Source organism: Candidatus Dormiibacterota bacterium, assembly GCA_035532035.1.
Lineage (GTDB): Bacteria > Vulcanimicrobiota > Vulcanimicrobiia > Vulcanimicrobiales > Vulcanimicrobiaceae > Tyrphobacter.
In genome coordinates this window covers 1-26,358 of record DATKRS010000022.1, presented here as the reverse complement: position 1 = coordinate 26,358, position 26,358 = coordinate 1, and the positions used below count along the sequence as shown (strand labels likewise).

Sequence of the window (26,358 nt, the reverse complement as noted above, 5' to 3'; positions counted from 1 at the left end):
GAAGGGAACGCGGGCGATCTCGACTTGCATGTCGATGCGATCGAGCAACGGGCCCGACAATTTGCCGACGTACTTCGCGACGGCTGCGTCGTCGCAACGGCAGTCGGCGTTGCGCACGCCGCGATAGCCGCACGGGCAGGGATTCATCGACGCGACGAGTTGAAACCGCGCCGGGTAGGTGAACGTTCCCGCGGCGCGCGCGATCGTGACGGTGCCCTCTTCCAACGGCTGCCGCATCACTTCTATGGCGCTGCGCGAGAACTCAGGCAACTCGTCGAGAAAGAGCACGCCGTGATGTGCGAGGCTGATCTCGCCCGGTTTTGCGAGCGCGCCGCCGCCGACGAGCGCGGTTTGGCTGATCGTGTGGTGCGGAAACCGGAACGGCCGCGTTGCGACGACCGCCGCGCCGCCTCGAAGCAATCCAGCGACGCTGTAGATCTTCGTGACGTCGAGCGCCTCGTCGCGCGTCATCGGCGGAAGAACCGATGGGAGCCGCCGTGCGAGCATCGTCTTCCCGCAGCCAGGAGGCCCCACGAACAGCAGATTGTGTCCGCCTGCCGCGGCGATTTCGAGCGCGCGCTTGGGCGCAAGCTGCCCGCGAACGTCGGCGAGATCCCCATCCGCGGCGCAGACGGCGGCGGAACGGGCATTCGGACGTGCGTTCGTACGATGGCGCCAGGGGCCGCCGTTGCCGAGCACGACCGCGACTGCGGACTGCAGCGAGTCTACGGCGTATAGCTCGATTCCGTCGACGAGCGCGGCTTCGTCGGTGTTGCGCTGCGGTACGATCAGGCGCGTGAACCCAGCGGCGCGCGCGCCGAGCGCCATCGGGAGCATGCCGCTGACGAAGCGCAGGCTGCCGTCCAGCGCGAGCTCGCCGAGCGCGATGATGCCGCGCAGTTGCTCGCGGCCGACCTGTTCGTCAATCGCCAAGAGCGCGAGTGCGATGGCAAGGTCGAAAGCCGGGCCTTCCTTACGCACGTCGGCGGGCGAGAGGTTGACGAGCAGCCGCCCCGCCGGGTACGCGAAGCCGGAGTTGAAGATTGCGCTGCGAACGCGGTCGCGCGCCTCGTTGAGCGCGCGATCAGGCAGCCCGATGATCGAGAAGTTCGGGCTTCCCGCCGAGCTGTCGGCCTCGACGCGCACGACGTAGCCTTCGATCCCGAGCATTCCGGCGGAAAAGGCGAGCGACAACATGGCGCATCTCTCCGTCTGCGCAGTACGCCCGCGGTGCCTAGAGGCGCCGTGAACGGAAATGCGACCGCGCTGGATGCCGCGCCAGGAGGTGACAGCCAGGGTAGGAAAAGGCGCGATGCCACGCGATGACTGCACCAGGTACGGCCGGGTATAATCGTCTTCTCTTGCTGGTCTCCGGTTTAGGAGGCCTGCTCTACGGCATTGACGTCGGCATCATCCAGGGTGCGCTGCCGTATTTGAGTGCGACGTCGGGCTTCAGCCCGGGGCGGCTCTCGTTCGTCGTCGCGGCCGTGTTGCTCGGCAGCGTGATTTCCGTGCTCTTCGCGGGAGTGCTTGCGGATTGGATGGGACGCAAGCGCGTGATGATCGTGACGGCGCTGATGTTCTGCATCAGCGTTCCGATGATCGCGCTCTCGCACGGATACTGGGCGCTGGTCGGTGGACGGCTTTTGCAAGGAATGAGCGGCGGACTCATCGGCGTCGTCGTTCCGCTCTATTTGGCCGAGTGCTTGCCGTCGAAGGACCGCGGCAAGGGCACGGGCGTCTTTCAATGGCTGCTCGTCCTCGGCTTCGTCCTCTCGTCGTTGATCACGCTCTACTTCAGCAATGGTCTCGCGCACTTCGCCCAGCACGGCACGCCGGCGCAGATATTCGCGTTCAAGGATCGCGCCTGGCGCGACACGTTCTGGCTCTCGCTCCCGTTCGGGCTGCTCTTCGCAGCCGGAGGCTTCTTTTTAGCCGAGTCGCCGCGCTGGCTCTTTCGCCGCGGGAAGAGGGAGGCGGCGCTGGCGGCACTCTTGCGCTCGCGCGATGCAGAGCAGGCGCAGCTCGAACTGCGCGAGATGGACGAGGCTTCCCGCACGCAGCCCTCGGCCGGACGCGCGATTCGCGATTCGCTGTTGCGGCGTAAATACGTCATCCCGTTCGTCCTCGCGTGCGTGATTCTCACGTGCAACCAACTGACGGGCATCAACTCGATCATCCCGTACAACACGACGATCCTGCTGCAGGCCGGCTTGAACGATTTTCAAGCGCACGCCGGAAGCTTTTTCTTCAGCATCGTCAACTTCGTGCTCACGCTCGTCGGCGTGATGCTCGTCGACCGCAAAGGGCGCAAGTTCTTGCTCACGCTCGGAAGCGGGGGCATCATCCTGTCGCTGCTCGGAACTGGCGTGCTCTTCCATCGTACCGAGGCGCGCCACGTCGACGTCACCGCAGCGGTGCGCCGCATGGTGATGCCCGATCAGACGCTGACGCTGCAGTTCGATAGCGCCGCTGCGAAACGACTCTTAGCCAGTGCGGGAAAGACGGCCGGCGGTCGCGCGCAATCGCTCGTCGTCGACTATGCATACGGCGATTTCAGCGCGGTGACGAATGCTGTGCGCTCGGACGAAGTCGCGCAGCCGATCTCCGTCACGCGGAGTCTTCCGGCCAATCGCATCGAGGCGCTCCTGGCGGGGTCGAGCAGCCCCTTCGGCGATCTCGCAGTGGCGCGCGCCGCTCCACTGCGGATCATCTCGGCGTACGTCACGCCGGTGCCGAGCGCGGCGAACGGATGGCTCGTGGCGTCGACGCTCTATCTGTTCATGGCATTCTTCGCAGTTGGGCCGGGAGTTGTGGTGTGGCTTGCGCTCTCCGAGCTCATGCCGACGCGCATTCGCTCCAACGGCATGAGCATCGCGCTCTTTCTGAATCAGGTCACGTCGACGACGATCGCGGCGGTCTTCCTTCCGACCGTCGCCACGCACGGCTATGCGAGCATGTTCTTCGGCTTTGCCGCATGTACGGTCGTCTACTTCGTGACGGCGGCGTTCTTCTTGCCCGAGACCAAGGGCAAGACGCTCGAGGAGATCGAGGCCTATTTCGAGCGGCGGCCGGAGGCCGCGGAGCCCGCGACGGCCCGGTGACGGGCCTCCGGGCCCGGGCCGGGCTCTCCACAGATTGCACAAGACGGAAGTCGCTCGTTGTGGATAGAAATAGCCGGGCCGCATGAAATCATGGCATTTAGCGGCGGCCGCACTCTGCCTCGTGCTAGCCGCCTGCTCCCATTCGACCTCGCAATCGGGCGCGTCGCAACCGGCCTCCGGCGGGAAGCGCATCGGCGTCTCGATTCAAAATCGTGAGGCGCAGTTCTACCAAGACATGGAGGCCGGCATGCGCAGCGAGGCTGCGAAGTACGGCTACTCGCTCGACGTGGTCGACGCGAATCGCGACAACGCACTGCAGCAGAACCAGGTCGAGGACTTCATCTCGCAACGCGTCGACGCGATCGTGTTGACCCCGTACGATTCACAGGCGATCGGAAGTGCGATCGCGCAGGCGAATCGCGCCGGGATTCCGGTCTTTACCGCGGACATCGCGAGCACGAGCAGGCTCGGAACCGTCGTCGCGCACGTCGCGAGCGACAACGTGCAGGGCGGTTTCCAAGCCGGGAAGCTCATGTGCGCAGCCGTCGGCGGAAGCGGCGACGTTGCGATCATCGACGAGCCCGAGGTCACGAGCGTGCAGGACCGCGTTCGCGGATTCCGGCAAGCGCTCGCGCAGCTCTGCCCGCACGTGACGGTCGTCGCGGACGTGGATGCGGGCGGTCAACGCGATCGTGCCGAAAGTGACGCGAGCGATCTCCTGCAGTCCAACCGTTCGCTCAAAGGCATCTTCGGGATCAACGACGATTCGGCGCTCGGAGCGCTCGCCGCAGCGAAGGCGGCGGGTCTCGCCGGGAAGATCGCCATCGTCGGCTACGACGCAACGCCGGAGGCGCGCGCGGCGATCGCCGCGGGCCAGATGTACGGCGACGCCGTTCAGTACCCCGCGCAGATCGGCAAAGACACGATCGACACGATTCACGAGTACTTCAGCGGAAAGCATCCGCCGAAGGTCGTGCACGTCAACGTCGGTACCTTCACGCGAGCAAACGCCGGGGCGGTTCACTAATCGCTACGACGCCGCTGCTCGAGATGCGCGGGATCGCCAAGGCGTTCCCGGGCGTGCAGGCGCTCGCCGACGTGGCGCTCTCGCTGAACGCCGGCGAAGTGCTCGCGCTGGTCGGCGAGAACGGCGCGGGCAAGTCCACTTTGATGAAGATTCTCGCCGGCGGCCTCGCAGCTGACGCCGGCGAGATTCTCATCGACGGCAAGCGCGTCACGATCGACACGCCACGGGCGGCGGAGCGGCTCGGTGTCGGCATGATCTACCAAGAGTTCAACCTCGTCGCGCAGATGACGGCGGTCGAGAACCTCGTTCTCGGCGACGAGCCGACGCGGCGCGGATTTCTCGACACCTCAGCGGCGCTCGACCGAGCGCGGCGGATATTCGCGGAGCTGAAGATCGCGATGCCGTTGAACGTACCGGTGGGGCGCCTCTCGGTCGGCCAGCAGCAGCTCGTCGAAATCGCTAAGGTGCTTTCGAAGCGCGCGCGCATCATCGTGATGGACGAACCCACGGCCGCTCTCACGGAGAACGAGATCGAACGGCTCTTCGCGCTCGTGAAGCGATTGAAAGCCTCCGGCAACGGCATCGTCTACATCTCGCATCGTTTGGAGGAGCTCGCGCGTATCGCCGACCGCGTCACGATTCTACGAGACGGCAGGGTCGTCGAGACGCGGGCGGAGCGTGCGTTTTCAGAAGACGAGATCGTCGCGGCGATGGTCGGACGGCAGGTAGACGCACACTATCCCCAGCTTCCGCCGGTGCCCGAGGGCGCCCCCGTCGTCCTCGAGATGCGCGGCCTCTCGCGGCCGCCGCTCGTCAACGGCGTGAACCTGCAGGTGCGTGCCGGCGAGATCGTCGGCTTTGCCGGGTTGATCGGCGCCGGCCGCACCGAGATCCTCCGCGCGATCGCCGGCGCCGACATCCCACGCGCGGGCGACGTCCTGATCGACGGACGTGTTGCCCGCATCCGCTCGCCGATCGACGCGATCGGTGCCGGCATCGCCTTCATCACGGAGGATCGCAAGGCGCAAGGCCTCGTTCTCGGCATGAGCGTGCGCGAGAACGTCACGCTCGCGCACCTCGCCGAGTTCGTCAATCGCGATCTGATGATCGATCGTGCGCGAGAGGTGCGAACGACGCAAAGCATGATCGGCGAGCTCGACATACGAACGCCGAGCACCGAGCAACTGGTACGCAATCTCTCGGGGGGGACGCAGCAGAAGGTCGTGCTCGCAAAGTGGCTGATCGGAACGGCGCGCGTGCTGCTCTTCGACGAGCCCACGCGCGGCATCGACGTCGGCGCCAAGGCAGAGATCTATGCGCTGATGATCGAGCTCGCGAAGCGCGGCAGCGCGATCGTCATGGTCTCGAGCGAACTTCCCGAAGTGCTCGGCATGGCGCACCGTATCTTTGCGGTGCGCGGGGGCGCGCTCGTACAGTGCTTCGCGCATGACGAAGCAACCCCCGACGCCGTCATGCTCGCGGCGGCTGGAGCGGCCGCGTGAAGCCGGCCGCAAAACTCCCCGCAAAGCTCTCGTGGATGCGCGTCCTCGCGGCGACCGCCGTCTTCGTCGCATTCATCGCTGTCGTCGACGTTGCCGCGCATGGCGCGTTCTTGAGCCGCGGAAATATCGCGTCCGTCCTCAGCCAGATCAGTTACGATTTCATCTTGGCGATCGGCGAGACGTTCGTCATCATCACCGCGGGCATCGACCTGTCGATCGGGTCGCTGGTCTCGCTATGCGGCGTGGTCATGGCGATCGTCGCGAACTCCCTTCATCTGTCGGGCGTTCTCCTCATCGCCGTCACGCTGCTGAGCGGCCTCGGCGTCGGCGCGCTCGCCGGCTACGTCAACGCGTTACCGGTCGTGAAACTGAACCTGCCGCCCTTCATCACGACGCTCGCCATGATGCAGATCGCTCTGGGAGCGTCGTACATTCTCTCGCACGGGCGCCCCGTCGCGCTCGTCTCTCCCGTCTTCGGCAATCTCGGGTACGGCGGCTTTTTCAGCGGGCTCACCGGCCTGCTGCACGTTCAAGGCAATCTCTTCCCGATCGTGTGGATGCTCGTCGTCGGGCTGTTCTTCTCGACGCTGTTGACGCGGACGCGCTTCGGACGCTACGTGCTCGCGATCGGAGGAAACGAAGAAGCGTCGCGGCTGGCCGGCGTCGATGTCGCGAGGACGAAGACGCTCGTCTACGTCATCAGCGGCGTCTGTGCGGCGATCGTCGGATTCCTGTACTTGGCGCTGTTCTCGTCGGGCTCGCCGCAGACGGGTACCGGCAACGAGATGCTCGCTGCGATCGCGGCGGTCGTCGTCGGCGGCACGAGCCTCATGGGCGGCCGCGGAACGATCGTCGGGACGTTCTTCGGCGCGCTGCTCATCGGGTCGCTGAACAACGCGATGAACCTCTTGCACATCGATTCGTATTTGCAGATGGTCGTGCTGGGCGTAGTGATTCTTCTTGCGGTCGCGCTCGACGAGCTGCGCAAGCGGTATTTCTAGTCGAGCGCGAACCGGCTGGTAGGCTTTAGAACGGGAAGTCGCTCTGCGTCAGGCCGACGTTCGTGTGAAGATCGTAGATCGTCTGGTCGAGTACCAGCGTAGCGCCCGCATACAAAAGCTGCCTGATGGGGAAATGCGTCGCTTTGCTCAGGTAGAGCACCTGTTTGGTTACGCCGTGATTCGTCGCGGGATTGGTGACGTCGAGCTCCATGCGGTCGGTGGGCTGACCCCCGACGATGCCGCCGTCCGTTTGGGTCAGCTTGCCGGGCACGGTCGCGTATGTTTCGACGATATCTTGCATGAGGCCGTCGGGAATCGTGTAGCCGCGAAGCGACGTCGCGCGCGAATCGTGGAGATCGACCTTGAGATGAATGCCGGCGAGGAACCCGCCCTGATGCCCGCTCACTTGGTTGCCGCCCGCCCACACGCCGCCGGACCCCGTGCCGTCTCCGGCTTCGATCAGCGTCTTCGCGAAGTGCGGCTTCATGAACGAATAGTCGTAGATGCGATCTTGCGTGCGCGAGCCGAGCGTCTCGTGCGAGTGCAGCTTGTACGTGTAGTCGTTCACCGATGCAAAGGCTACACGAAAGGCATCGATTGCCGGCGCCGAATTTTCAGCGCGTGCGAGGCCGGCGCAGAGCGCGACGGCGATGGCCGCCGCAGCAAACGCGGACGAAATGCGCGTGGTGAGCATGGACGAGTCTCCTCCTTATGGATTATGAATGCGACGCGGGGGGTTCGGTCGCGACGTTCTGCGACGCCTCGCCGACGAAGAGCGTTCCGTGCTTTCCTTCGACGCCGATGAGAACGTCGCACTTTGCGTCTGCGGCGATCTCTTCGATGGTTCGGCTCAACGGAGCGCCGACGTACTTTCCTTCGCGATGGTCTCCTATGACGATGAGGTTCGCTCGCTCTCGCTTGGCAATGTCGAGTACCGCCTGTTTGGTCGAGCGCGCCTTGACGATCTCCGTCCGGATCGAAATGCCGCTGTTCTTTGCAATCGATTCCGCTGCACCGAGCGCGTCGAGCGCGGCGCGCTCTTCGATCGGCATCTCTGCATCCGGCGGAAGCGTGTACGGCAGTTCGATGACGTAGATCGCGAGCAGTTCCGAGCGTTCCCCACGAGCGACCTTTGCTGCCAGCGCCATCATGTGGCTCGACGCGATTTCGGGCGTGAAGACCACGATGATGGAGCCAACCATTCGCTCGAGCTCTGTCGCAGCCTCTTTTGCGCGGCGTTCGACCGTCGAGGCTGGGGGGTGGAGCATCCACCAAAACGTCAGCACGATCGCTATGGCGAGCAGTGCGGCCGAGGCCGCTCCGACGAGCGTTGCGTGCACCTCGCCGGTTACGGGCATCATGTATTGCGCAGCCTCAGGACGAGCACGATGCGGTGCACGCCGAGGGCCACCATCGCCAGAGCGAGGACGGCGCCCGGCACGATTCTGAAGCCCGCTTGCGGCGCGAAGACGACGAGGCGGAAGAAGACGATGACGCCGAAGACGATGAAGCCGACGGCAAAGAGCGTGCGCACGATCAGCAGGCTACGCATGAGGGCCGTTCCCTGCGCGATTTTCAGCCGCTTTGAGGTTCGCCGTGTACTCGTCGAGCAGCTCGAGATCCCCGGAGGTCCGCAAGATCTCCATTTGATGCCGTCGCCAGTCGTGCTTCTGCGAGCGCAGATACGGCAGACGGCGGTGGCGGCGATACACGAAGTAGAGGATGACGCCCACGATCAGCCAGGACGGCCCCGCGATGCGTCCGATCGGATGCGTCATCAGCGTGAAGACCAGGATCGAGAATATTCCGGCGAAGCCGACGATCCCGAGCAGCGGAATGCTCGCCTGTTCGCCACGGAACCGCACTGGAATGTTGAGTGGTATCTTGAACTTGCGGGGGCTGTGCGGATCGATGAGGCGCAGAGCGATGAGCGCGAGGAAGACGAACGAATAACTCGTCGCCGCTCCGAATGCATAGAGATCCGCGAGAAAATCGAGGCCGCTCTCGCCGTGAAAGACGCGCGCGTAAAACGACATCGCTCCTGGGAAGAGCGCGGGCAAGGCGGCGAAGACGAGCGTAACCGCGGCAAGACCACAGAACGCGACGATCGAGACCATCGGCGTACGGAAACGCGGGTGCACGCGCTGAAACAGCGATGGAAGCAGATCCGCGCGGCTCATCGAGTAGGCGATGCGCGAACTGCCGAAGACCCCGGAGTTCGACGAGATGAGCAGCAAGATTGCGCCGAGGACGGGAACGTAGAGCGCCGCGATCGCGCCCCAGTACGGAACTTGCGCGGCGAGCAGCGCGACGGCCTTGCCTTGATTGTCCGGATTGGACGGAAAGATCTGCCAAAACTGGAGATGTTGCCCGTGATTGCCGACGATGGGATGCCACGGCTGCATGCCGAGCGCGAGATTCGAATACGCGAGCGCGAAGATCAAGATCGTCAGAATCAGCGCGACGGAGGTGCGCGGAATAACCGATGCCGGACGGTACGTCTCCTGCGCGGCTTGCGAGATCGATTCGAGGCCGACGAACGAGATGATGGCGAGCGATGTGCCGAGCATGAGGTGATAGGGGCTCGGCCAGCTCACGCTCATGTTGTGAATGAGCAGCTCAGGCTGGAAGGCGAAAAGAAAACCGAAGCAGAGGATGCACGTCTCGCTGACGACGTCGAGCGCCGAGACGATCCCGTTGAAGGCGGTGCTCTCGCGCACGCCGATCACGTTGAGCACGCACAGCCCGACGATCAATCCGAGAACGGCCGCGAAGTGCACCCACGGGTGATTCGAGTTCACGAGCACCGGTAAGAGTTGGCTCGAGTAGTCGATGCAGCTCCACGCGAAGAGCGTGATGTCGATCGTGAAGTCGAGCAGCACGGCCCAGCCCGCGATGAAACCGAAGACGTCGCCCAACCCGCGCAGCACGAAGTACGGACCGCCGCCGGCAAATGGATAGGCGGCTGCGAGCTCGGTATACGCGAGGCCGATGCAGACGTAGACCATGCCGGCAAAGAGGAAGGCGACGTTGGAGGCGCCCGCCGCCGCCGCGAGCACCAAGCCGAGACCGATGAAGATATCGGCGCCGACGTCGGAATAGCCCCATGAGAACGATCCCCATGGCGTCACGGCGCGCCGGAGTTCGGGCCGCGGCGCCTGCCGCGCGGCCTGCGTCGCCATCAGAACACGTCTCGATGGAGCGTCGTGCGGTCGCCGTCGACTGCGACGACGTCGAACCGGACGCGCGCGCGCGGTGCGAGGATCTGCGCGTAGTCGGCGGCAGCCGCGCGCAACCTCGCGCGCTTTCGTGCGTCGACCGCCGAGAGTGCGGAGCCGAAGCGCGTGCCGTCGCGCCGCTTTACCTCGACGAAGACGAGCGTCTTACCGTCGACGCAGACCAGATCGATCTCTGCACCAGGCATGCGTGCGTTGCGCTCGATCACGCGGTACCCGCGGCTGGAAAGGAGCTCCTCGGCATGCATTTCTGCGGTCTTGCCTTTCGCCGTATTAGTCATGCAGCGGCTCGGAGAAAAGCTCGAGCATGAGTGCCTGAACGCGTGCCCAGTTTGCGCGGTGATGCGCGCACGGCCCGTATCGTTCGAGCGCAGCGATGTGTTCCGGCGTGGAGTAGCCCTTGTGCGCCGCGAACCCGTAGCGCGGGTCCTCCCGATCGAGCTGCTCCAAGAGCGCGTCGCGATAGACTTTCGCGACGATCGACGCCGCGGCCACGACCGCGCAGCGCTCGTCGCCTTTGATCAACGGCTCTTGCGGTCCGGCGAACGATCGAATGCGTATGGCATCGGTGAAGAGGTACTCCGGCACACAGGAGAGTGCCTCGATGGCCCGCTCCATGGCCAAAACGCTCGCGTAGTAGATATTGAGGCGATCGATCTCCGCTACGCTCGCGGACCCGATCGCCCACGCGTCGGCCCGCTCCTTGATCTGTTCCGCGAGCCGTCGCCGCTGCTCCGGACGAACTTGCTTCGAGTCGTTCAAGCCGGGCAGCATCAGCGGTTTCGACACGACGACGCACGCGGCGATCACGGGCCCTGCGAGCGGCCCGCGCCCGACTTCGTCGATGCCTGCGACGAGCAGATAGCCGCGCTCGCGTGCGGCGTTCTCCAGCAGGTGCAGCCGATGGAGCCTGCGCCGCTCGCGCTCGTATTTCGTCTTCGATCTACGTTGCTTCGGCGTCATCCGGCGATTCAAGAGAAATGCGCCCGAACTTTCCTTGGTCGAACGCACGGAGGTAGGATTGCGCCGCGGTGTGAGCATCAACCTTGCCGCCCCGCCGGACGAAGCCGCGCTCCGTCGTGAAGGCATCGAGCGGGGGGACGCGGTCGAGGTCGCGTTGCCTCGACCAGCGCTCGAGGCGTGCCGCCACATCTTGCGGATCGTACCGTTCGCTCGGAACGGCGCCAACGGCAGCGAGCTTCCATTGCGAGGTCTGCGATGCGATTTTCGGCATGAGGATCCCCGGCGTGTCCATGAGCTCGACGCGCGGCGAGAGGCGAAACCACTGCGTACGCCGCGTCACGCCCGGGCGCCGCTCGGTCTTCGCTGCGGCGCGCTTGAGCAGCGCGTTCACGAGCGTCGACTTCCCGGCGTTGGGAATGCCCACGACCATCGCGCGAGCGCTCGCGGGACTCACCTGTGCGAGCAGCGTGACGATGCGCGCGACGCTGCGCTGCTCGCGCGCGTCGAGCGCGATGGCGTCGACTCCCTGCCGGGCGAATGCTTCGAGCCAGCGACGCGTCGTCTTCGGATCCGCGAGATCGCTACGCGTCAATGCCACGATTCGGCGTTTGTGAGCGGTCAAGCGATTTAGCGCGGGGTTCGCGCCGCTGTGCGGCACGCGCGCGTCGACAGCTTCGACAACGACGTCGACGAGGCGCAGCGCTTCGCCGACCTTGCGCGTCGCACGGGCCATGTGCCCCGGGTACCACTGGATCATAGTCCGCGCAGTGCCTGCGGCGGCCAGATTCCGGCAAGAGCCCTGCCGATCACCGCGGTCTCGGGAATGCACCCGAAGGCGCGGGAGTCCTCGCTGTCGGCACGGTTGTCGCCCAGAACGTAGAGCGCACCGGCGGGCACGACGATCGGAGAGAAGCTGTGCGCGTCGCGATAGCGTACGTACGGCTCCGAGAGCCGCTTCGCGTCGACGTAGACGATGCCGTCGCGAATCGCGACGCGGTCGCCCGGCAGCCCGATGATGCGCTTGATGTAGATGCTGGGCCCAGCCGAAGGATCGTCGCTGCGCCGGAAGGCGACGATGTCGCCCCGAGCCGGCCGCGAGAAGCGGTACGCGAGCGTGTCGATCAAGACGTACTCACCGGAGGAGATTCCGGGGGCCATCGAGCGGCCCGAGACTTGCGGCGTGCGCACGAAGAAGGCGAAGAGCAAAATGCAGAGCAGCGCGATCTCGAGGATCAGGCTCAGCAACCGGCGCCCGTTCAGCAGCCGCGTCATCGAGAGCGACTTCTCAGCCGTGGAGGACGCGCACCTGCGACGGCGGCCAGAAGATCAGAAAGGCTCTGCCGGTGAACCCGGCGGTCTGGCCGTGCCGCGGCCCGGAATCGAACCGGCCGGCGTCCTGTGCGAATCCCCAAATGTGGGAGTCCTCGGAGTCGTTGCGGTTGTCGCCGAGCATGATAAAGCAGTTCGGCGGTATGCGATTCGGAGCCGTCCACATGGACCGTGGCGGAATGTTCGCCTGCGTCGGATCGAGCGGCTCCCAGCCGCCGCCGTCGTTTACGTAGATGTCGTAGTTGCGGACCTCGAGATCGTACAGCGGTCGCGACGCGATGTACGGTTCGACGAGCGGTGCACCGTTGCGATACACGATACCGTGCGCGATGCGAAACGTGTCCCCCGGCAATCCGATGACGCGCTTGATGAAGTCATCGGGAGACGGGATCGGAGGCGGAAAGACGACGACGTCTCCTTCGTGAGGAGCGTGAAAGCGATATTCGAACTTGTCGACGAGCAGCACGTCACCGACCTCGAGCGTCGGAACCATGGAGGCCGACGGAATGTAGTAGGTTCGCGCGACGAACGTGATCAGCAGCCACGCCGCAATCCCCGCCACGATGAACGGATCGAGGTATTCGTGCGCGATCGTCTGCGTGCGACCTTGCGAGCGGGCGACGAGCGGCGGCACGCTCAACACCACGCGGGCGACGGCAATGAGTGCAACCAGAATCAACAGCTCGTACGGCGTCATGCGCGTTCGCTACCGCAGAATCCGTAGGTGACCGAGCGGCCAGATGATCATCACCGCGCGGCCGATGAAACGCGCGCGTCGCCGGTGTGCCAACGGACCGGCAACGAACGGGCCGCTGAACTGCGCGAAGCCCCAGAGATGTGAATCATCAGAGTAGTTGCGATTGTCGCCGAGAACGAGGTAAAAGCCTGCTGGAATGCGATTTGCGGCCTGCCACATCGCCTGCGGCGGAACGTCCGCGACCGCGGGGTTGAGCGGCTTGCCGTCGACGACGATCGTGTCGCGCTCCACGGCGAGGTCGTATTGCGGGGTCTCGTTGTCGTAGGGCTCCCGTACGACTTTGCCGTTGCGATACAACACGCCGCCAGCGATGCGAATCGTATCGCCGGGAACGCCGACGATGCGCTTGATGAACGGTATTCCTCGCGACGGCACGGGCGGCATGAAAACGGCGAGATCGCCGGCGCGCGGCGCGCGGAAGCGGTAGGCGGCGACGTCGACGAGCACCGTGTCTGCAACGCGCAGGGTTGGAATCATCGAGATCGAGGGAATAGAAAACGGTCGCACGACAAAGGTGAACAGAAAGAGCACGACCAACGCCAGCGCGACCGTTCCCTCAAAGAGGAGTCGCGCGCGCCTTATTTCTGGGTCCTCTTCTCCTTGATGCGGGCGGCCTTGCCGACCTTCTCGCTCAAGTAGTAGAGCCGGCTGCGACGGACGACGCCACGCTTGCTCACCTCGATACGCTCGACGCGCGGGCTGTGCAGCAAGAACGTCTTCTCGACGCCGATGCCGTGCGCGACGCGCCGCACGGTGATCGATTCGCTGCTCGCAGCGCCCTTGCGCACGGTGACGACGCCTTCGAACATCTGAACGCGCTCTTTCCCGCCCTCGATTACCTTTGAGTACACCTTGACGGTGTCCCCGCTGCGGAAGTCGGGAAGCCGCTCCTTGCGTTGCTCGCGATTGAGAAGATCGATAACGTTCATGGAACCACGGCATGATAGCACGGGCGCTTGCCGTGCTGCAACCGCGGCTTGGCGAGGATCAGCCGGGCGCGCTGCCCCGGCGCGCCGCGGTCCGGCGCCGAGACTCCTCGCGGCGCCACGCCGCGATGGCCGCATGGTTGCCGGAGAGGAGAACCTCCGGCACCGCCACGCCGCGAAAGACCGCCGGGCGCGTATAGCACGGGTAATCCAGCGCGTCTTGCGTGAAGGATTCCGGCTCCCGGGACGCCGGGTCCAGCACGCCCTCGACCAGGCGTACGGTGGCGTCCATAAAGGCGAGCGTCGGGATCTCGCCGCCCGTCACCACGAAATCGCCGAGGGAGTACTCCTCAATCGGATAGAGCGCTCCGAGCCGCTCGTCGATGCCCTCGTAGTGACCGCAGACGAAGATCACGTGTTCGAGGGTCGCGAGACGGCGGGCGCTGCTCTGCGTGAAGGGCTGCCCCGCCGGGCTCGGGACGACGATGGCCCGTCGCTCCGCAGCCGCGTCTGCGAGGAGGCCGTCGAGCACGCGGGCGATCGGCTCGAGGCGCAGCACCATGCCGGCTCCTCCGCCGAAGGGCGCGTCGTCGGCGCGGCGGCTATCGTCCAGCGCATCGAGCAGGTGGTGATACCGAATGTCGACGATGCCCGCCTCGACTGCGGCGCCGACGATCGAGAGGCCGACGAAGGGCGCGAAGACCTCCGGGAAGAGCGTGACGACGTCGATCGTGAACACGATGCCGTAATGCTTAGGTGGCTCGCATCGCTGCTCCCTCGACGATCGCTGCCCGTGTCGCCGCGAGAGCGCGCGCTCGCGCTGCTCGAACGCGGCGACGCTGGCGAAGCGGAGCCGCTCTTCGAGGCGCTCCTGGCGGTAGCGGACGCGCCGGGCGAGCGGGCATTTCTGCTCAACAAGCGCGGCGTAGCGCGCGCGGCGCAAGCAAGGATCGTCGAGGCGGTCGAGGATTTCACCGCGGTTCTGGCGCTGGATCGGCGATACGTGCCGGCGATCGTGAACCTTGGCAACGTTGCGTTCGAGCAAGACCGCGCCGCCGAGGCATTAGCGCGATACGAAGAGGCGATCGCGCTCGATCCGCACCACGCCCGCGCGTTCGCTGGCGCGGCCGCCGCCTACAAGCGGCTTGGCCGCTACGCCGATGCCGTACGCGCCATCCGCACGGCGCGGCGGCTCGAGGCCCGCAGGCTCATTTCTTGGCGGGTGCTTCGACGCTCGTGATTTCCAGCAAGTATTCGAAGAGCTGCGGCAGCGAGATTTTCTCGAGCCCGGTTTGCCGCTTGATCGCGTCGTCATCCTCGCCTTCGTCGCGCAGATAGCAACGGGTCTCGACGCCGGCGTCCTCTTCGCTGACGAATGAAACGGCAAATCCGCGTCCGGGAAGCTCGTCGTAGATGCGCATGGTCCGTGGATTGACAATCTCTACCGAATGCGCGGGGTTGTGCGCGTCGAAGACCAGGATCCGCAGATGTTCGTAGTTGGTGATCTCGATCGATCCGACGACGAAGACGTTCTTCGCCGAGAGGAACTCGTGGCCGCGCTTGCCGCGCGCCGAGACCTCGTAGAAGACGCGATGCGCGACGAAACGATGGAGAATTTTGCGCAAGGTCGCCAAGGAGGCGAGCGTCTCGGTACGGTTGCCCCGCGTATAGATGATCTTCACGGGCGGACCCCTGCTCTTGCACGGGTACGCAGGTGGCACCTGCCGAAGGATACGCTCGAGGTTTCCTAGATGTTCTCGGTCCCCGACATTCTCGTCGTCTCCGTGCTCGCGCTCTTACTCTTCGGCCCCGAGAGGCTCCCTAAAGTCATGCGCCAAGCTGGCCGCATCATGCGCGACGTGCAGAACACCTCGCAGTCGTTCATCGCGGAAATGGAGCGCGCCGCGGACCTGGACGAGCCTCCGAAGCCGTAGACCGCGAGCCTTCCCTTTAGATGTTGAAGTTTTGGCGCAGTTCGCTGATGCGCTGCTGCACGAGCGTACGCACCTGCTGATTGATGCGTTCCTTCTGCTCGTCCGGAAGGCGGCGGTAGACGAGGTAGCCGGCGGCGGACACGATGCCCCCGAGGACCCCCACGAGCAGCGCCTTCCCGACCTCGCGTCCGTCGGAGTCGACGCGCTCGTAGCTCGAGGAGGCATTGGGCGCGTGCGGCCCTTTGTAGCCGTTGCTCCCGGTGTCGGCGGTAGACCAGGGCGCGTCGTGCGGCTTGGCGCTGAAACTCTCTGACATACGATCTCCTTCGCGGTGCTCCATACTCTTACCCGGTTTTATCGGAACGCCGACGCACGCGAACGTGCCGCGGGTACTGCTTTGCCAAGTGCGCGATCGAGAGCTCGGCGGTGGCGACGATGGCTCTCAGCGCCGCATCGCTCCGGGCGCTGCGCGGCCAACGCATGCGAAGCTCGCCCGGCAGCGCCGTGGCGTCGAGCGGCACGCGGACGTGCTCTTCGAGACCGAGGCGCGCGGCCTGGAGTATCGCCGAAGCGGCGGCGCAGACGAGGTCTTTGCCGTGTGGGCCCGCGTCGGCATGGCCCCGGGCAACGATTGCCGTGACGCGCTTGCGCGCGTCACGAAAGAATGTTACCTCGAGCAATTAGACGACGTTGATCTTCGTGATCTTGACTTCGGCGAAGTGCTGGCGATGGCCGGAGAGCTTGCGCACACGCTTCTTCGGCTTGTAGTGGAAGACGAGGATCTTCTTGTCGCGAGCGCGCCTGAGCACGGTGCCGCTGACCGAGGCGTCGGCGACCGTGGGCGAGCCGACCTTGACGGCTTCTCCGCTGCCGGCAAGCACGACGCGATCGAACGTGACGTCGGCGCCGGCGTCGCCGGGCACGTCGCAACGGATGACGTCGCCCTCGGCGACACGATACTGCTTGCCGCCGGTCTCAATGATCGCATACATGACTCCGGTACGATACCAGCCGCCCCAAAGGGGTGTCAACGCATGGGCTTGACGCCGCGGTTACTTGATGTTAGATTAGTCTATATTATAGAATAATCTGGAGGACTACTCCCATGAACTCATCCGAAGCGCGCGAGCACCTTGAAATGGCAGAGCGCATCGTCGCCGCCTCGACCCGGGAGCTCTCGTTGCGGTATGCCGCGCCATTCTTCATCGCCTGGGGCCTGGCGAGCGGTACCGTCTGCCTGATCTTCCAGCTCATTGAGCGCGGACTTGTCCCGGCGACGGCGACGTGGGCGAGTGGGGGGCTCCTCGCCGCTGCGGTGATCTTCAGCGTCGTCTACGCGCGGCGCAAAGCCAGATGCGCGCGCCTCACGTTCTTACAGCGCGAGTTCCTCAACGTGCTCTGGATCGCTATGGGCGTTGCGTTCGTGAGCAACGCGGGAGGGTGGAATATCTTCCCGACCTTCGGCCTTAGCGCGATATACACGATCGCCGCGTCGATCGTACTCTTCTATATCGGTCTGCACGAGAATCGGCGAGCGCTGCTCGGAGGGATCATTCTTCTCGTCTCGCTCGTCGTCGCCAACTTCATGCCGACCGTCGTGGGCTACGTTCTGGCTGCCGGATTCTATCTCGGCTACGCCGGTTTCGGCGTCGCCGAGTTGATGGCGCGTGAATGAGTCGATGGACGAGCTCTTGCTTTCCAAAGTCCGCCTGGGCATCGTTGCGGCGCTCCTTGCCAGCGAATGGACGTCCTTCGGCGCGCTTGCCGAGACAACCCAAACGACCGGCGGCAATCTTGGCGCCCATCTCGCGAAACTCGTCGACGCCGGCTACGTAGAAGAAGAGAAGCTTTTCGTCGCCCGGAGACCACAATCACGCTACCGTCTTAGCGCGCGCGGACGGAAAGCATTCCTGGAGCACGTCGCGCAATTGCAATCGTTGGTCAAGGGAGCATCATGAAAATAACAAGGGCACTCGTCACGACCGTCACGTTTTGTGCGCTCACCTGCTCGTTGGCAGCGGCGAGCGTTCCGCCGCCGGCGCCACCGCCGGTGGCGACGTTCGACGTCGGATCGCTCCACGTCGAGCAGTATGGCAGCGGTCCGAAAACCCTAGTCTTCATCCCGGGTCTTACGTGCGGCCCCTGGGAGTGGAGCGGCCAGATCGCTCACTTCGCTCCCGGCTACACGATCTACGCGCTCACCCTTCCGGGGTTTGACGGACGTCCGGGCATTTCGGGGCCGCTCTTCGCAACGACGACGGCGGATTTCTGGAGGCTGCTGCACGAGAAGCACATCGTCAAGCCGATCGTCATCGGCCACAGTCTCGGCGGCACTATGGGATTCATGCTCGCAACGCAGCATCCCGAGCGCCTCGGCGGCGTCGTCGCGCTGGACGGCCTGCCGATTCTGCCGGGAATGAACTTCGTACCGCGAGCGCAGGTCGAACAGATCGCGTCGCGGACGGAGGCGCAAATTGCGTCGACGACGCAGGCGCAGTTCGCAGCATACGAACGCACGACGGCCATCCCACCGCTCGTCACCGCGCACGGCGACGCCGATGCGATCGCCGCGCTTGCAGGGAAGAGCGATCCGGGTGCAACCGCCCGGTGGCTCGACGAAGACATGCTACTCGATCTGCGCCCGGAACTTCCCAAGGCCACGGTGCCGATTCTCTTAATCGCACCATTCGATGTGAGCGTGGATGCGCAGTATACGCTCACGACCGCCGAGGCGAAGCGCACGTACTATGCGAGCCTCGTTAGCGGCGCTCCAAACCTTCAGATCGTGATGATCGATCGCGCGCGTCACTTCGCGATGTACGACCGGCCGCACGCCGTCACCGATGCGATCGCACACTTTCTTTCGAACGTGAACGTGCCGCATCAGGCTGCAGCCGGCGCGCAGACGCCGTCTCCCGCGCCGGCGCCGTCGCTGCCGCCTTTGCCTGCGAACTGCACTGCGGTGAGGCAGCCCTTCAGCGGAACGATCTGCGCGCCGTCGAGCGGCGGAACGCATCCCGCCGTCATCTTGCTGGGCGGCTCCGAAGGCGGCGATCTCATGGGGCGTACGCTCGCGCCGCTCGTCGCGGAGCACGGATACCTGGCCGTCTCGGTCGCGTACTTCAAGGAGCCTGGGCTCCCGCAGACGCTCGTCGACATTCCGGTGGAAACGGTGGGTCGCGCGTTGCACGCGATCCTCGCGCGGCGCGACGTCGACCCGGACCACATCGCAATCCTCGGCGGCTCGAAGGGCGGCGAGCTCGCGCTGCTGGCAGCATCGACCTATCCGCAGATCACGGCGGTCGTTGCCGACGTGCCTTCGCCCGTCGCGTGGCCCGGCCTCGGCCCGTACGGCCAGCCCGATCACTGCTCGTGGACGCTCGGCGGCAAGGAACTCCCGTGCGTACCCGAGAGCGAAGGCGGGGCGGCCGCGCGTGAAATCCAAAGCGAGTACGCGGCGCACGAGCCGATGACGATACGCGCGCTGTACGACCAGTCGCTGCAAACGGCATCTGCCGCAGTCGTGAACGCCGCGTACTTCCCGCTCGAGCACATTCACGGCCCGGTGCTCTGCTTGAGCGCCGCGGACGACCAGCTCTGGGATTCACCGGCGTATTGCCGTATGACGCTTGCCTATCTGCGCGCACGCCATCATCCGTACGCCGACCGCGCCATCGACTACCCGAACGCGGGACACACGTTCTTGTGGGCGATACATGGACCGCGATCGGTGGTACTTTCGGTTCCGGTTCCGGGCGGCGCGAGCATCGCACTCGGCGGCACCGTTGCCGGAGACCTTCAAGCCTCCGCGCTGGCGTGGCCCGTCATCTGGCAGTTCCTGGCGACGGCCTTGCAATGATACGCAAACCCGGTTCGCCGTGGTGGTATCGAAGACGATCGCTCGTCATCTTCGCGATCTACTTCGCCGGCTTCGCCTTGGGGCCGGTAGCGCTGGGCGCGCACGCGTCGGAGGTGGCGCCGGCGTTCGTTTGGTTCGCGCTGCGCGTGCATGCCGATCCGGCCATGCTGCTATGGTGCGCGACGGGGCTCACGATGGCCGGGTTTCTGATACGGCTCTGGGGCTCGGCATATCTGAGCGCGAGCGTCGTATGGAATTCGGATGCGCGCGACGATCGACTCATCGTGGACGGGCCTTTCCGTTTCATTCGCAATCCGCTGTACTTTGGCAACAATCTCCAAGCGCTCGGAATCGGTGCGATCGCATCGCCGTACGGCTTCCTCTTCATCGTGCTCGGGAGCGTTGTCTTCACGGCGCTGCTCGCTGCGCACGAATCGGGGCTCATGCACGCGCGCTACGGTGCCGTCTACGAGCGCTATCGCGCGGCCGTACCGAGCATGGTTCCGCGGACGATACCGGCGCGCGTCGAGGGTAGCGTTCGCGGGGCGCCGTCGTTCGCAAACGGCATGCGATCGGAGCTACTGACCGCCGGCCTCGCGCTCGGAATGCTCGGCATGGCGCTCTACGGCCCAACCGCAATGCCGTTCCTCGGCGCGTGCTGGGTCGGCGGCTGGGTTCTGCAGGCGAGCCTGCGTGCGCGCGCCCACCCGCGAGTCTGACGGTGCATCGCGGATCGGCGCAGAAGAGGTACGGCATGATTACCGGTATGGACTTGAGCGGGTACATGGTCAAAGACGCAGCACGCGCAATCGCGTTCTATCGTGACGTGCTCGGTCTCGAGCCGTCACGCATCTACCCCGAGAACCGCGGCGCGGAGTACGATCTCCCGGACGGCACGACGTTCGGGCTATGGGGCGGCGGCGGCAAGGTGATGCCGTTTCAACCGAGCAACGGTATCCTGTTCGCCGTCGACGATCTCGACAAGGCTGTGTCTTCAGTCAGGGCTCGCGGCATCCCGATCGTCATGGAACGCGAGACGCCGAACTGCTTCATCGCGGTGATCGAGGACACCGAAGGGAACAGCGTGTTCCTGCACAAACGCAAGGCGCCGTAGCGCCCCGCGTTTAGCGTCGCTTGCGGCGCGAGCTGTAGACGACGCGCGGTTTCGGTGCTTCGACGCTGGCTTGCGGGAAGAGCGGATTCTTCGAGCGCTCGAGGCGCTTTCCGAGCAGATACTCGATGCTGCGGATGAGCGGCTCTTCCTCGGATGAAACGAACGTGATTGCGTCGCCTTCCGCCTTCGCGCGCGCCGTGCGGCCGACGCGGTGCACGTACTCTTGCGCGAGACCCGGGACGTCGTAGTTGATGACGTGTCCGAGGTCGGCGATGTCGATGCCGCGTGCGGCAAGATCGGTTGCGACGAGCACGCGGAACTTCCCGTCTTTGAAGTCCTTCAGCGCGCGAGTGCGCTGCGACTGCGAGCGGTCGCCGTGGAGCAGATCGGCTGCGATGCGGTGCTTTTGAAGCGACGCGGCGAGCCGGTTCGCCCGCGCTTTCGTGCGCGTGAAGGCAATCGCCGAGTAGATTACGTTCCCTTTGAGCAGCTCGACGAGCAGATCGGTCTTGTGCTCCTGCGGAACGGCGTAGAGCGTCTGCCTGAGCGTTTCGACGGGTGCAGGCGTGCGTGCCAGCTCGACGCGAACGGGATCCCGCAGCATCTCGCGGACGAGCGCGGAGATGGCCACCGGGAGCGTCGCCGAGAAGAACATCGTTTGTCGATCGGCCGGTAATCGGCGCAGAATGCGCTGCACCGAAGGGAGAAAACCCATGTCGAGCATGCGGTCCGCTTCGTCCAATACGAGGATGCTGACGTCGTCGAGCCGCGCGGTTCCGCGCGTCATATGGTCTTGCAGGCGCCCCGGCGTCGCGACGATGATGTCTGCCCCGCGTTTGAACGCATCGACCTGTGGAGCGAATCCGACGCCGCCGTAGACCGCCGCTACGCGAATCTTCGTGTGCTTTGCGAGCGCGCTCAGGTGCTTGGCGATCTGTTCGGTGAGCTCGCGCGTCGGTGCGATGACGAGCGCGCGCGTTTTACCGCGCGGTTGCTGCAAAAGTGCGGTGAGAATGGGCAGGCCGAAGGCGGCAGATTTGCCGCTCCCCGTCTCAGCGCTTGCGAGAACGTCTCGTCCTTGAAGCGCGGGCGGGATCGCGAGCGCTTGGATCTGTGTGGGTTCGGTGAAGCCGAGGTCGTGCACGCCGCGCAGAAGCTGCGGCGGCAAGCCGAGGTTGTCGAAATGAGGAATGGTAGCAATCTTTCACGAGAGCGCGCGGCTCGATCGTTGACGAAAGATCGCGCAGAGGGGTTTCCCCATTATCGCACGGCGCGGGCGTCTAGGTCAAATTCAGCCGGTTGAGGCGGCGTAGCGAAACTGCCCCGGCTTCCATTCGCAGAGGCTTCCGTCGCGCATGACGAACGACTCGCAGCCGTCGACCTCCGCATTGAAATCGGCATTGCGCGCCTTGGTTGCGGGCCAGTCGACGCTCGGCTCCTGCCGTGCCGCGGCACGTGCTTTGACGTAGTCGAACTGCGGATTCTTCGTCAGCTCGTTGAGTGCTTTGGCAAGGCGCTGCGCGTCGCTCACGGCAGCAGCGTTAGGCGTTGCGTTGCGGCAGCCTCCACGGCGGCCTTCGAGTACGGCAACGGCTGCAGCGCTCCGGCGACCCATGCCGTCGCCTCGTCGGTGTAGTGCCCGGATCCCGGCTCACCCGACTCGCCCTGGGGAATCGAAATGCCGCCCGCGTCCCAGTTGCCGACATCCCATACGGCGCGGAAGCTCTGCGAAAGCGTCGGTGTCTGGACGTGCAGCGTGAATGCGTCACCGTCTCCCGGAAGCGTCGTTCCGTTCAGAAACGAGATGCCGAGCGTTGCCAGCGGATGCCTTGGCGTCACCGCGCCGGCAACGCTCCACGGTCGAATCGGGCGCGGGCTTGCGTCCGGCGCGGGCGCCGCTGCGATCGCGACGCGTCTACGGCGCGCTTGTGTCATGAACGTGGACATCGCTTGCGTGCCGCGTACGAGTGCCCTTCGCATATCGTAGACCTTCGTTGCAATGCGCGAGCCCGCGACGAAGCGCCCGTCCCAGCCGCTAATGCCGGCCATTCGCGCGAGCTCGAGCTCGGGGAGCGAGAGCGTGTCCATCTGCATCTTTGCGAAGTACGCGACGTCGTAGCGCGAACGCGCCTCGAGCAACTGCGCGATGCGGTACGCGCGGTACGGGGGTGCGAACTCCGGGCTCAAACGGTACGGATAGCCCGGACCGTACATCTTGTTGTTCGCGGTCCAGACGATCGCATTGCGCGACGGAGCGACGCGCGGGAGACGGTCGAACGGCACGTTCGGGTAGTTCTGCGCGAGATCGCGCGCCGGATGAACGAACCTTCCCCACGCAGGATCGTCGGGAATGTTCCCAGCGAGCTGATAGGCGACGCGGCCGGTGGTGTCGGCGAGCACGAAGTTTTGCGTGGGGCCGGGGTAGAGACGCAGCGCGCGCAGACCGTCTTCGATCGAGTGCGCGCGATCGAGACCATCGAAGGCCCACAACTGCGATGTGGCGTCGTCGTACGCGTCCCAGCGCACGAGAACGAAACGCCCGCCCGGCAGCGTCGCGCCGAACTCGCGCGCGCCCCGGTAATAACGCTCGTGCACCGGCAAGCCGAAGCGAACGAAAAACGTCTCCGTCGCCCAGTCGCCGGGATTGAGGTGCGGCGGTGCGTCGAAGACCGAGAGCGACGCAACCGTTCCGTTCGTCGCACCCCACGCGACGCGGTCGTCGTGCCCGAGGATCACTCCGGGAAGACCGGCGAACGTCGCGCCCGCGGCGTGATACCCAGGGAAGCGCAGGTCGACGAGATACCAGATGCCAGGGATGCCGATGCGCAGGTGCGGATCGTTGGCGAGCAGCCCGCGTCCCGTCGCAGTGTGCGCCGATCCGGCGGCCCACTCGTTGCTTCCGGAAGCCGGCGGCATCGCGAGCTCGGCAACCGGCGGCGTGCAGTGCGGCGATTGCGAGATGCGGGCGAGCCCTTGCGTCACCGGTGCGTCGTAGCAAGGATCCGTCAGCGGGTGCGCCACGTCGTAGGATTGCCCGGGAAGGACCTGCCGGTTAGCGACATCGGTCCAGAGGTCGGCGAGATCGAGTACGATGCCGAAGCTCGTGACGAGCGAATCCTGCGGCCGCCACGGCTGAGGTTTGTAGAGCAGCATCCGGAACTCAGGCGGCAGCGGCTGCGTGCGCATCGCGGCGTTCACGCCGTCGGCAAAGGCTTGCAAATCATCCTGCAAGCGCGGTGGCAAGCGTTCCCACTGAATCTGCGCGAGCTGCTCGACGGGAAGCGTGCGCTCCATCTCGTCGTTTGCAAGCGCCGGCCGCCCAAAGATCTCGGCGAGGCGGCCTTGTACGAAGCGACGCGTCAAGTCCATTTGAAAGAGCCGATCCGACGCCTCGACGTAGCCTTCGGCGAAGAACGCATCGTGTTCGTTGCGCGCCGCGATGTGCGGAACCCCGCGCGCGTCGCGCAGGATCGTCACCGGCTGCCAAACGCCGAGCCCCGATACCGTACCCACGGTCATTGCGGCCGCGCGCATGCCGAAGACGACGTTCGTCGCGTAGGCTGCTGCGAAGAGCAGGGCTGCGATGACGAGCGCTCCGGCGAGCCGTCGAAAACGCAACGCTTTAGAGTTCGACGTACACGTCGTCGCCGTCGACGCGCACCGGATAGGTTATCACCGGCATCACGGCGGGAAGTGTCAGGGCTTGCCCGGTGCGCACGTCGAAGGTCGCGCCGTGTCGCGGGCAGATGACGCAGTGCCCTTCGAGCTCGCCTTGATCGAGCGGGCCGCCGTCGTGCGTGCAGACGTCTTCGATCGCGTAGATCGCACCGTCGGCGTTGCAGAGCATGACCTCGGTGCCGCCCGCATCGACGACCTTCGTCGTCCCGGGCGCAATATCAGAGACTCGAGCGACCCTATATTCGCTCACGAAAGCACCTTACGACGGCGGTTCTCCCATGTCATTCCGAGCGTAGCGCCGTCGGCGCGGAGTCGAAGGGCAGCGAAAAAAAACACGAGGCCGCTCTTTCGAGCGGCCCGGATGACAGGAGGCCTGATACCCTACCCAACGTATCATCCTCGCACCGGATCGGCGACAATCTGGCCGGCGCGACGCTAGACTTACCCGACGGCGCCTTCCATCTCCATTTTGACGAGGCGGTTGAGCTCGACGGCGTACTCCATCGGAAGCTCCTTGACGAAGAAATCGAAGAAGCCGTTGACGATCATCGCGACGGCGTCGGCCTCCGAGAGCCCGCGGCTCATCGCGTAGAAGAGTTGGTCCTCGCCGATCTTGCTGACCGACGCTTCGTGCTCGACCGTCGAGCGCTGCTCGTGAATCTTCATCGTCGGCTTCGTGTCGCTCGACGACTCTTCATCCATGATGAGCGCGTCGCACCGCACGCGCGTCTTCGCTCCTACCGCGCCCGGATGAATTTCCACCAGACCTCGGTATGTCGTCTTACCGCCGTGGGCAGTCACGCTCTTGTTCGTAACGACGGACGTCGTGTTCGGCGCGGCGTGAATGACCTTCGCACCGGCGTCCTGGTGCTGCCCTTCGCCGGCGAACGCCATCGAGAGCACTTCGCCGCGCGCTCCTTCGCCCATGAGATAGATCGCAGGATACTTCATCGTGAGGCGCGAGCCGATGTTGCCATCGACCCACTCCACGGTGGCATTGCGGTGCGCGTACGCGCGCTTGGTCACGAGATTGAAGATGTTGCGGTACCAGTTTTGAATCGTCGTGTACCGAATCGAGGCGTCGTCGTGCGCGATCAGCTCGACCACCGCGCTATGCAGCGATGAGGTCGAGAACTTCGGCGCCGTGCAACCCTCGATGTAGTGCACCTTCGCCCCTTTGTCGGCGATGATGAGCGTGCGCTCGAACTGCCCCATGTTCTCGGCATTGATGCGAAAGTAGGCCTGTAGCGGCATCGCCACTTCGACGCCCGGCGGCACGTAGATGAACGATCCGCCGGACCAGACCGCGGAGTTCAACGCAGCGAACTTGTTGTCGGCGACCGGGATGATGGTCGCCAAATACTTGCGCACGATCTCGGGATACTGCTTGACTGCGGTATCCATGTCGCAGAAGAGCACGCCGGTCCGCTCGAGTTCCTCGGTTACCGAGTGGTAGACGACCTCTGATTCGTACTGCGCGGAGACGCCGGAGAGAAACTTACGCTCGGCCTCGGGAATACCGAGGCGGTCGAACGTGCGCTTGATGTCGTCGGGGACGTCATCCCACGAGCGTTCCGTCTTGTCGGTCGATTTCACGTAGTAGTGGATGTTGCCGAAGTCGATCTCCGAGAGCAGCGCGGTGTCGCCCCAGGTCGGCATGGGCTTGCTTATAAAGACTTCAAAGGCCGCCAAGCGGAAGTCGCGCATCCACTGCGGCTCGTTCTTCATCTCGCTGATGCTCGCGACGATCTCTCGCGTCAAGCCCTTATCGGACTTGAAGACGTAGTTCTCGGGGTCGTGAAAGCCGTGCCGATACTCCTCGAGCAGCTCGCCCGGAGAGACCTTCAGCTGGGTTGCCATGACTTCAGCCTATCCACCCAAGGGCCAATAGTCAAGATAGTTAGGGTTCAGCTTCACTATCTGGTTCT

At 64.8% G+C, this 26,358-nt stretch carries 33 protein-coding genes; 11 read left to right on the top strand and 22 right to left on the bottom strand.

Annotation, left to right across the window (positions count from 1 at the left end):
• The coding region (locus tag VMV82_07455; GenBank protein ID HUY41388.1) for a YifB family Mg chelatase-like AAA ATPase at positions 1 to 1,197 on the bottom strand (1,197 nt) is incomplete at its 3' end.
• Positions 1,198 to 1,322: 125 nt separating this feature from the next.
• Here VMV82_07455 and VMV82_07450 point away from each other — a divergent pair.
• The 4 genes from VMV82_07450 to VMV82_07435 all read left to right on the top strand — a co-directional run bounded on the left by VMV82_07450 (position 1,323) and on the right by VMV82_07435 (position 6,634).
• Positions 1,323 to 3,104, top strand: coding sequence for an MFS transporter (locus VMV82_07450; protein HUY41387.1), 1,782 nt, complete (start codon positions 1,323 to 1,325; stop codon positions 3,102 to 3,104).
• Positions 3,105 to 3,186: 82 nt separating this feature from the next.
• Entirely contained in the window at positions 3,187 to 4,131 is a 945-nt protein-coding gene (locus tag VMV82_07445) for a substrate-binding domain-containing protein (GenBank protein HUY41386.1), read from the top strand.
• 23 nt (positions 4,132 to 4,154) lie between these two features.
• On the top strand, positions 4,155 to 5,633 hold the full coding sequence (locus VMV82_07440; GenBank protein ID HUY41385.1) for a sugar ABC transporter ATP-binding protein: 1,479 nt from the start codon (positions 4,155 to 4,157) through the stop codon (positions 5,631 to 5,633).
• Between the two features lie 35 nt (positions 5,634 to 5,668).
• Positions 5,669 to 6,634 carry an ABC transporter permease gene (locus tag VMV82_07435; GenBank protein HUY41384.1) on the top strand — a complete coding sequence of 322 codons (966 nt, stop codon included), beginning with the start codon at positions 5,669 to 5,671 and terminating at the stop codon, positions 6,632 to 6,634.
• A 25-nt stretch (positions 6,635 to 6,659) separates the two neighbouring features.
• Here VMV82_07435 and VMV82_07430 read toward each other — a convergent pair whose 3' ends face one another.
• The 12 genes from VMV82_07430 to trmD are packed head-to-tail and all read right to left on the bottom strand — an operon-like array spanning position 6,660 to position 14,584.
• On the bottom strand, positions 6,660 to 7,328 hold the full coding sequence (locus VMV82_07430) for a hypothetical protein (GenBank protein HUY41383.1): 669 nt from the start codon (positions 7,326 to 7,328) through the stop codon (positions 6,660 to 6,662).
• Between the two features lie 22 nt (positions 7,329 to 7,350).
• Positions 7,351 to 7,995 carry a universal stress protein gene (locus VMV82_07425; protein HUY41382.1) on the bottom strand — a complete coding sequence of 215 codons (645 nt, stop codon included), beginning with the start codon at positions 7,993 to 7,995 and terminating at the stop codon, positions 7,351 to 7,353.
• Entirely contained in the window at positions 7,992 to 8,186 is a 195-nt protein-coding gene (locus VMV82_07420) for a hypothetical protein (protein ID HUY41381.1), read from the bottom strand. The genes VMV82_07425 and VMV82_07420 overlap by 4 nt, the downstream gene beginning before the upstream one ends.
• Positions 8,179 to 9,816, bottom strand: a complete 1,638-nt coding sequence (locus VMV82_07415) for an APC family permease (protein HUY41380.1) — start codon at positions 9,814 to 9,816, stop codon at positions 8,179 to 8,181. Before VMV82_07415 ends, VMV82_07420 begins: the two co-directional genes overlap by 8 nt.
• Positions 9,816 to 10,151: a YraN family protein gene (locus VMV82_07410; GenBank protein HUY41379.1), complete on the bottom strand. Its 336-nt coding sequence runs from the start codon at positions 10,149 to 10,151 to the stop codon at positions 9,816 to 9,818. Before VMV82_07410 ends, VMV82_07415 begins: the two co-directional genes overlap by 1 nt.
• Entirely contained in the window at positions 10,144 to 10,833 is a 690-nt protein-coding gene (locus VMV82_07405) for a ribonuclease HII (GenBank protein ID HUY41378.1), read from the bottom strand. The genes VMV82_07410 and VMV82_07405 overlap by 8 nt, the downstream gene beginning before the upstream one ends.
• Positions 10,814 to 11,590 (bottom strand): ribosome biogenesis GTPase YlqF, encoded by a 777-nt coding sequence (gene ylqF / locus VMV82_07400; protein ID HUY41377.1) that lies wholly within the window; start codon positions 11,588 to 11,590, stop codon positions 10,814 to 10,816. The genes VMV82_07405 and ylqF overlap by 20 nt, the downstream gene beginning before the upstream one ends.
• A complete protein-coding gene (gene lepB / locus VMV82_07395) occupies positions 11,587 to 12,105 on the bottom strand; it encodes a signal peptidase I (protein ID HUY41376.1) in 519 nt (172 codons plus the stop codon). Before lepB (VMV82_07395) ends, ylqF begins: the two co-directional genes overlap by 4 nt.
• A gap of 13 nt (positions 12,106 to 12,118) precedes the next feature.
• Entirely contained in the window at positions 12,119 to 12,859 is a 741-nt protein-coding gene (lepB, locus tag VMV82_07390; GenBank protein ID HUY41375.1) for a signal peptidase I, read from the bottom strand.
• A 9-nt stretch (positions 12,860 to 12,868) separates the two neighbouring features.
• A complete protein-coding gene (gene lepB / locus VMV82_07385; GenBank protein ID HUY41374.1) occupies positions 12,869 to 13,456 on the bottom strand; it encodes a signal peptidase I in 588 nt (195 codons plus the stop codon).
• 41 nt (positions 13,457 to 13,497) lie between these two features.
• The gene (gene rplS / locus VMV82_07380; GenBank protein HUY41373.1) at positions 13,498 to 13,848 is read right to left on the bottom strand and encodes a 50S ribosomal protein L19; all 351 of its coding nucleotides are present in this window, start codon (positions 13,846 to 13,848) and stop codon (positions 13,498 to 13,500) included.
• Between the two features lie 58 nt (positions 13,849 to 13,906).
• Complete coding sequence (gene trmD, locus VMV82_07375; GenBank protein HUY41372.1) at positions 13,907 to 14,584, bottom strand: tRNA (guanosine(37)-N1)-methyltransferase TrmD; 678 nt, start codon at positions 14,582 to 14,584, stop codon at positions 13,907 to 13,909.
• Between the two features lie 9 nt (positions 14,585 to 14,593).
• On the opposite strand from trmD, the gene VMV82_07370 reads away from it, so the two are divergent.
• On the top strand, positions 14,594 to 15,085 hold the full coding sequence (locus VMV82_07370) for a tetratricopeptide repeat protein (GenBank protein HUY41371.1): 492 nt from the start codon (positions 14,594 to 14,596) through the stop codon (positions 15,083 to 15,085).
• On the opposite strand, the gene VMV82_07365 is transcribed toward VMV82_07370, so the two are convergent.
• Positions 15,054 to 15,527, bottom strand: coding sequence for a hypothetical protein (locus tag VMV82_07365; GenBank protein HUY41370.1), 474 nt, complete (start codon positions 15,525 to 15,527; stop codon positions 15,054 to 15,056). The genes VMV82_07370 and VMV82_07365 overlap by 32 nt on opposite strands.
• Before the next feature lie 69 nt (positions 15,528 to 15,596).
• On the opposite strand from VMV82_07365, the gene VMV82_07360 reads away from it, so the two are divergent.
• Entirely contained in the window at positions 15,597 to 15,779 is a 183-nt protein-coding gene (locus VMV82_07360) for a twin-arginine translocase TatA/TatE family subunit (protein HUY41369.1), read from the top strand.
• Positions 15,780 to 15,795: 16 nt separating this feature from the next.
• Here the strand turns inward: VMV82_07360 and VMV82_07355 are convergent, their stop codons facing one another.
• From VMV82_07355 to rplU, 3 genes are read right to left on the bottom strand one after another with little or no spacing between them, the layout of a single operon-like run.
• A complete protein-coding gene (locus tag VMV82_07355; GenBank protein ID HUY41368.1) occupies positions 15,796 to 16,095 on the bottom strand; it encodes a hypothetical protein in 300 nt (99 codons plus the stop codon).
• 28 nt (positions 16,096 to 16,123) lie between these two features.
• A complete protein-coding gene (locus VMV82_07350) occupies positions 16,124 to 16,459 on the bottom strand; it encodes a ribosomal-processing cysteine protease Prp (protein ID HUY41367.1) in 336 nt (111 codons plus the stop codon).
• Positions 16,460 to 16,771 carry a 50S ribosomal protein L21 gene (gene rplU, locus VMV82_07345; protein HUY41366.1) on the bottom strand — a complete coding sequence of 104 codons (312 nt, stop codon included), beginning with the start codon at positions 16,769 to 16,771 and terminating at the stop codon, positions 16,460 to 16,462.
• A 113-nt stretch (positions 16,772 to 16,884) separates the two neighbouring features.
• Between rplU and VMV82_07340 the strand changes: the two genes are divergently transcribed.
• The 5 genes from VMV82_07340 to VMV82_07320 are packed head-to-tail and all read left to right on the top strand — an operon-like array spanning position 16,885 to position 20,752.
• The gene (locus VMV82_07340; GenBank protein ID HUY41365.1) at positions 16,885 to 17,454 is read left to right on the top strand and encodes a hypothetical protein; all 570 of its coding nucleotides are present in this window, start codon (positions 16,885 to 16,887) and stop codon (positions 17,452 to 17,454) included.
• Positions 17,455 to 17,458: 4 nt separating this feature from the next.
• Complete coding sequence (locus VMV82_07335) at positions 17,459 to 17,737, top strand: transcriptional regulator (protein HUY41364.1); 279 nt, start codon at positions 17,459 to 17,461, stop codon at positions 17,735 to 17,737.
• Positions 17,734 to 19,638 (top strand): alpha/beta fold hydrolase, encoded by a 1,905-nt coding sequence (locus tag VMV82_07330; protein HUY41363.1) that lies wholly within the window; start codon positions 17,734 to 17,736, stop codon positions 19,636 to 19,638. Before VMV82_07335 ends, VMV82_07330 begins: the two co-directional genes overlap by 4 nt.
• Positions 19,635 to 20,357, top strand: coding sequence for an isoprenylcysteine carboxylmethyltransferase family protein (locus tag VMV82_07325; GenBank protein HUY41362.1), 723 nt, complete (start codon positions 19,635 to 19,637; stop codon positions 20,355 to 20,357). Before VMV82_07330 ends, VMV82_07325 begins: the two co-directional genes overlap by 4 nt.
• 35 nt (positions 20,358 to 20,392) lie before the next feature.
• Positions 20,393 to 20,752 carry a VOC family protein gene (locus tag VMV82_07320; protein HUY41361.1) on the top strand — a complete coding sequence of 120 codons (360 nt, stop codon included), beginning with the start codon at positions 20,393 to 20,395 and terminating at the stop codon, positions 20,750 to 20,752.
• A gap of 10 nt (positions 20,753 to 20,762) precedes the next feature.
• Here the strand turns inward: VMV82_07320 and VMV82_07315 are convergent, their stop codons facing one another.
• The 5 genes from VMV82_07315 to sufB all read right to left on the bottom strand — a co-directional run bounded on the left by VMV82_07315 (position 20,763) and on the right by sufB (position 26,290).
• On the bottom strand, positions 20,763 to 21,920 hold the full coding sequence (locus VMV82_07315; protein ID HUY41360.1) for a DEAD/DEAH box helicase: 1,158 nt from the start codon (positions 21,918 to 21,920) through the stop codon (positions 20,763 to 20,765).
• Between the two features lie 123 nt (positions 21,921 to 22,043).
• The gene (locus VMV82_07310) at positions 22,044 to 22,283 is read right to left on the bottom strand and encodes a hypothetical protein (GenBank protein HUY41359.1); all 240 of its coding nucleotides are present in this window, start codon (positions 22,281 to 22,283) and stop codon (positions 22,044 to 22,046) included.
• On the bottom strand, positions 22,280 to 24,370 hold the full coding sequence (locus tag VMV82_07305; protein HUY41358.1) for a penicillin acylase family protein: 2,091 nt from the start codon (positions 24,368 to 24,370) through the stop codon (positions 22,280 to 22,282). The genes VMV82_07310 and VMV82_07305 overlap by 4 nt, the downstream gene beginning before the upstream one ends.
• 4 nt (positions 24,371 to 24,374) lie before the next feature.
• Complete coding sequence (locus VMV82_07300) at positions 24,375 to 24,680, bottom strand: non-heme iron oxygenase ferredoxin subunit (protein ID HUY41357.1); 306 nt, start codon at positions 24,678 to 24,680, stop codon at positions 24,375 to 24,377.
• A 191-nt stretch (positions 24,681 to 24,871) separates the two neighbouring features.
• Positions 24,872 to 26,290, bottom strand: a complete 1,419-nt coding sequence (gene sufB / locus VMV82_07295) for a Fe-S cluster assembly protein SufB (GenBank protein ID HUY41356.1) — start codon at positions 26,288 to 26,290, stop codon at positions 24,872 to 24,874.
• Between the last annotated feature and the right edge of the window lie 68 nt (positions 26,291 to 26,358).

Coding starts and splice junctions, on each gene's coding strand:
- VMV82_07450 (HUY41387.1), top strand. CDS start 1,323: ATGACTGCACCAGGTACGGCCGGGTATAATCGTCTTCTCTTGCTGGTC.
- VMV82_07445 (HUY41386.1), top strand. CDS start 3,187: ATGAAATCATGGCATTTAGCGGCGGCCGCACTCTGCCTCGTGCTAGCC.
- VMV82_07440 (HUY41385.1), top strand. CDS start 4,155: ATGCGCGGGATCGCCAAGGCGTTCCCGGGCGTGCAGGCGCTCGCCGAC.
- VMV82_07435 (HUY41384.1), top strand. CDS start 5,669: ATGCGCGTCCTCGCGGCGACCGCCGTCTTCGTCGCATTCATCGCTGTC.
- VMV82_07430 (HUY41383.1), bottom strand. CDS start 7,328: ATGCTCACCACGCGCATTTCGTCCGCGTTTGCTGCGGCGGCCATCGCC.
- VMV82_07425 (HUY41382.1), bottom strand. CDS start 7,995: ATGATGCCCGTAACCGGCGAGGTGCACGCAACGCTCGTCGGAGCGGCC.
- VMV82_07420 (HUY41381.1), bottom strand. CDS start 8,186: ATGCGTAGCCTGCTGATCGTGCGCACGCTCTTTGCCGTCGGCTTCATC.
- VMV82_07415 (HUY41380.1), bottom strand. CDS start 9,816: ATGGCGACGCAGGCCGCGCGGCAGGCGCCGCGGCCCGAACTCCGGCGC.
- VMV82_07410 (HUY41379.1), bottom strand. CDS start 10,151: ATGACTAATACGGCGAAAGGCAAGACCGCAGAAATGCATGCCGAGGAG.
- VMV82_07405 (HUY41378.1), bottom strand. CDS start 10,833: ATGACGCCGAAGCAACGTAGATCGAAGACGAAATACGAGCGCGAGCGG.
- ylqF (HUY41377.1), bottom strand. CDS start 11,590: ATGATCCAGTGGTACCCGGGGCACATGGCCCGTGCGACGCGCAAGGTC.
- lepB (HUY41376.1), bottom strand. CDS start 12,105: ATGACGCGGCTGCTGAACGGGCGCCGGTTGCTGAGCCTGATCCTCGAG.
- lepB (HUY41375.1), bottom strand. CDS start 12,859: ATGACGCCGTACGAGCTGTTGATTCTGGTTGCACTCATTGCCGTCGCC.
- rplS (HUY41373.1), bottom strand. CDS start 13,848: ATGAACGTTATCGATCTTCTCAATCGCGAGCAACGCAAGGAGCGGCTT.
- VMV82_07370 (HUY41371.1), top strand. CDS start 14,594: ATGCTTAGGTGGCTCGCATCGCTGCTCCCTCGACGATCGCTGCCCGTG.
- VMV82_07360 (HUY41369.1), top strand. CDS start 15,597: ATGTTCTCGGTCCCCGACATTCTCGTCGTCTCCGTGCTCGCGCTCTTA.
- VMV82_07355 (HUY41368.1), bottom strand. CDS start 16,095: ATGTCAGAGAGTTTCAGCGCCAAGCCGCACGACGCGCCCTGGTCTACC.
- rplU (HUY41366.1), bottom strand. CDS start 16,771: ATGTATGCGATCATTGAGACCGGCGGCAAGCAGTATCGTGTCGCCGAG.
- VMV82_07340 (HUY41365.1), top strand. CDS start 16,885: ATGAACTCATCCGAAGCGCGCGAGCACCTTGAAATGGCAGAGCGCATC.
- VMV82_07335 (HUY41364.1), top strand. CDS start 17,459: ATGGACGAGCTCTTGCTTTCCAAAGTCCGCCTGGGCATCGTTGCGGCG.
- VMV82_07330 (HUY41363.1), top strand. CDS start 17,734: ATGAAAATAACAAGGGCACTCGTCACGACCGTCACGTTTTGTGCGCTC.
- VMV82_07325 (HUY41362.1), top strand. CDS start 19,635: ATGATACGCAAACCCGGTTCGCCGTGGTGGTATCGAAGACGATCGCTC.
- VMV82_07320 (HUY41361.1), top strand. CDS start 20,393: ATGATTACCGGTATGGACTTGAGCGGGTACATGGTCAAAGACGCAGCA.
- sufB (HUY41356.1), bottom strand. CDS start 26,290: ATGGCAACCCAGCTGAAGGTCTCTCCGGGCGAGCTGCTCGAGGAGTAT.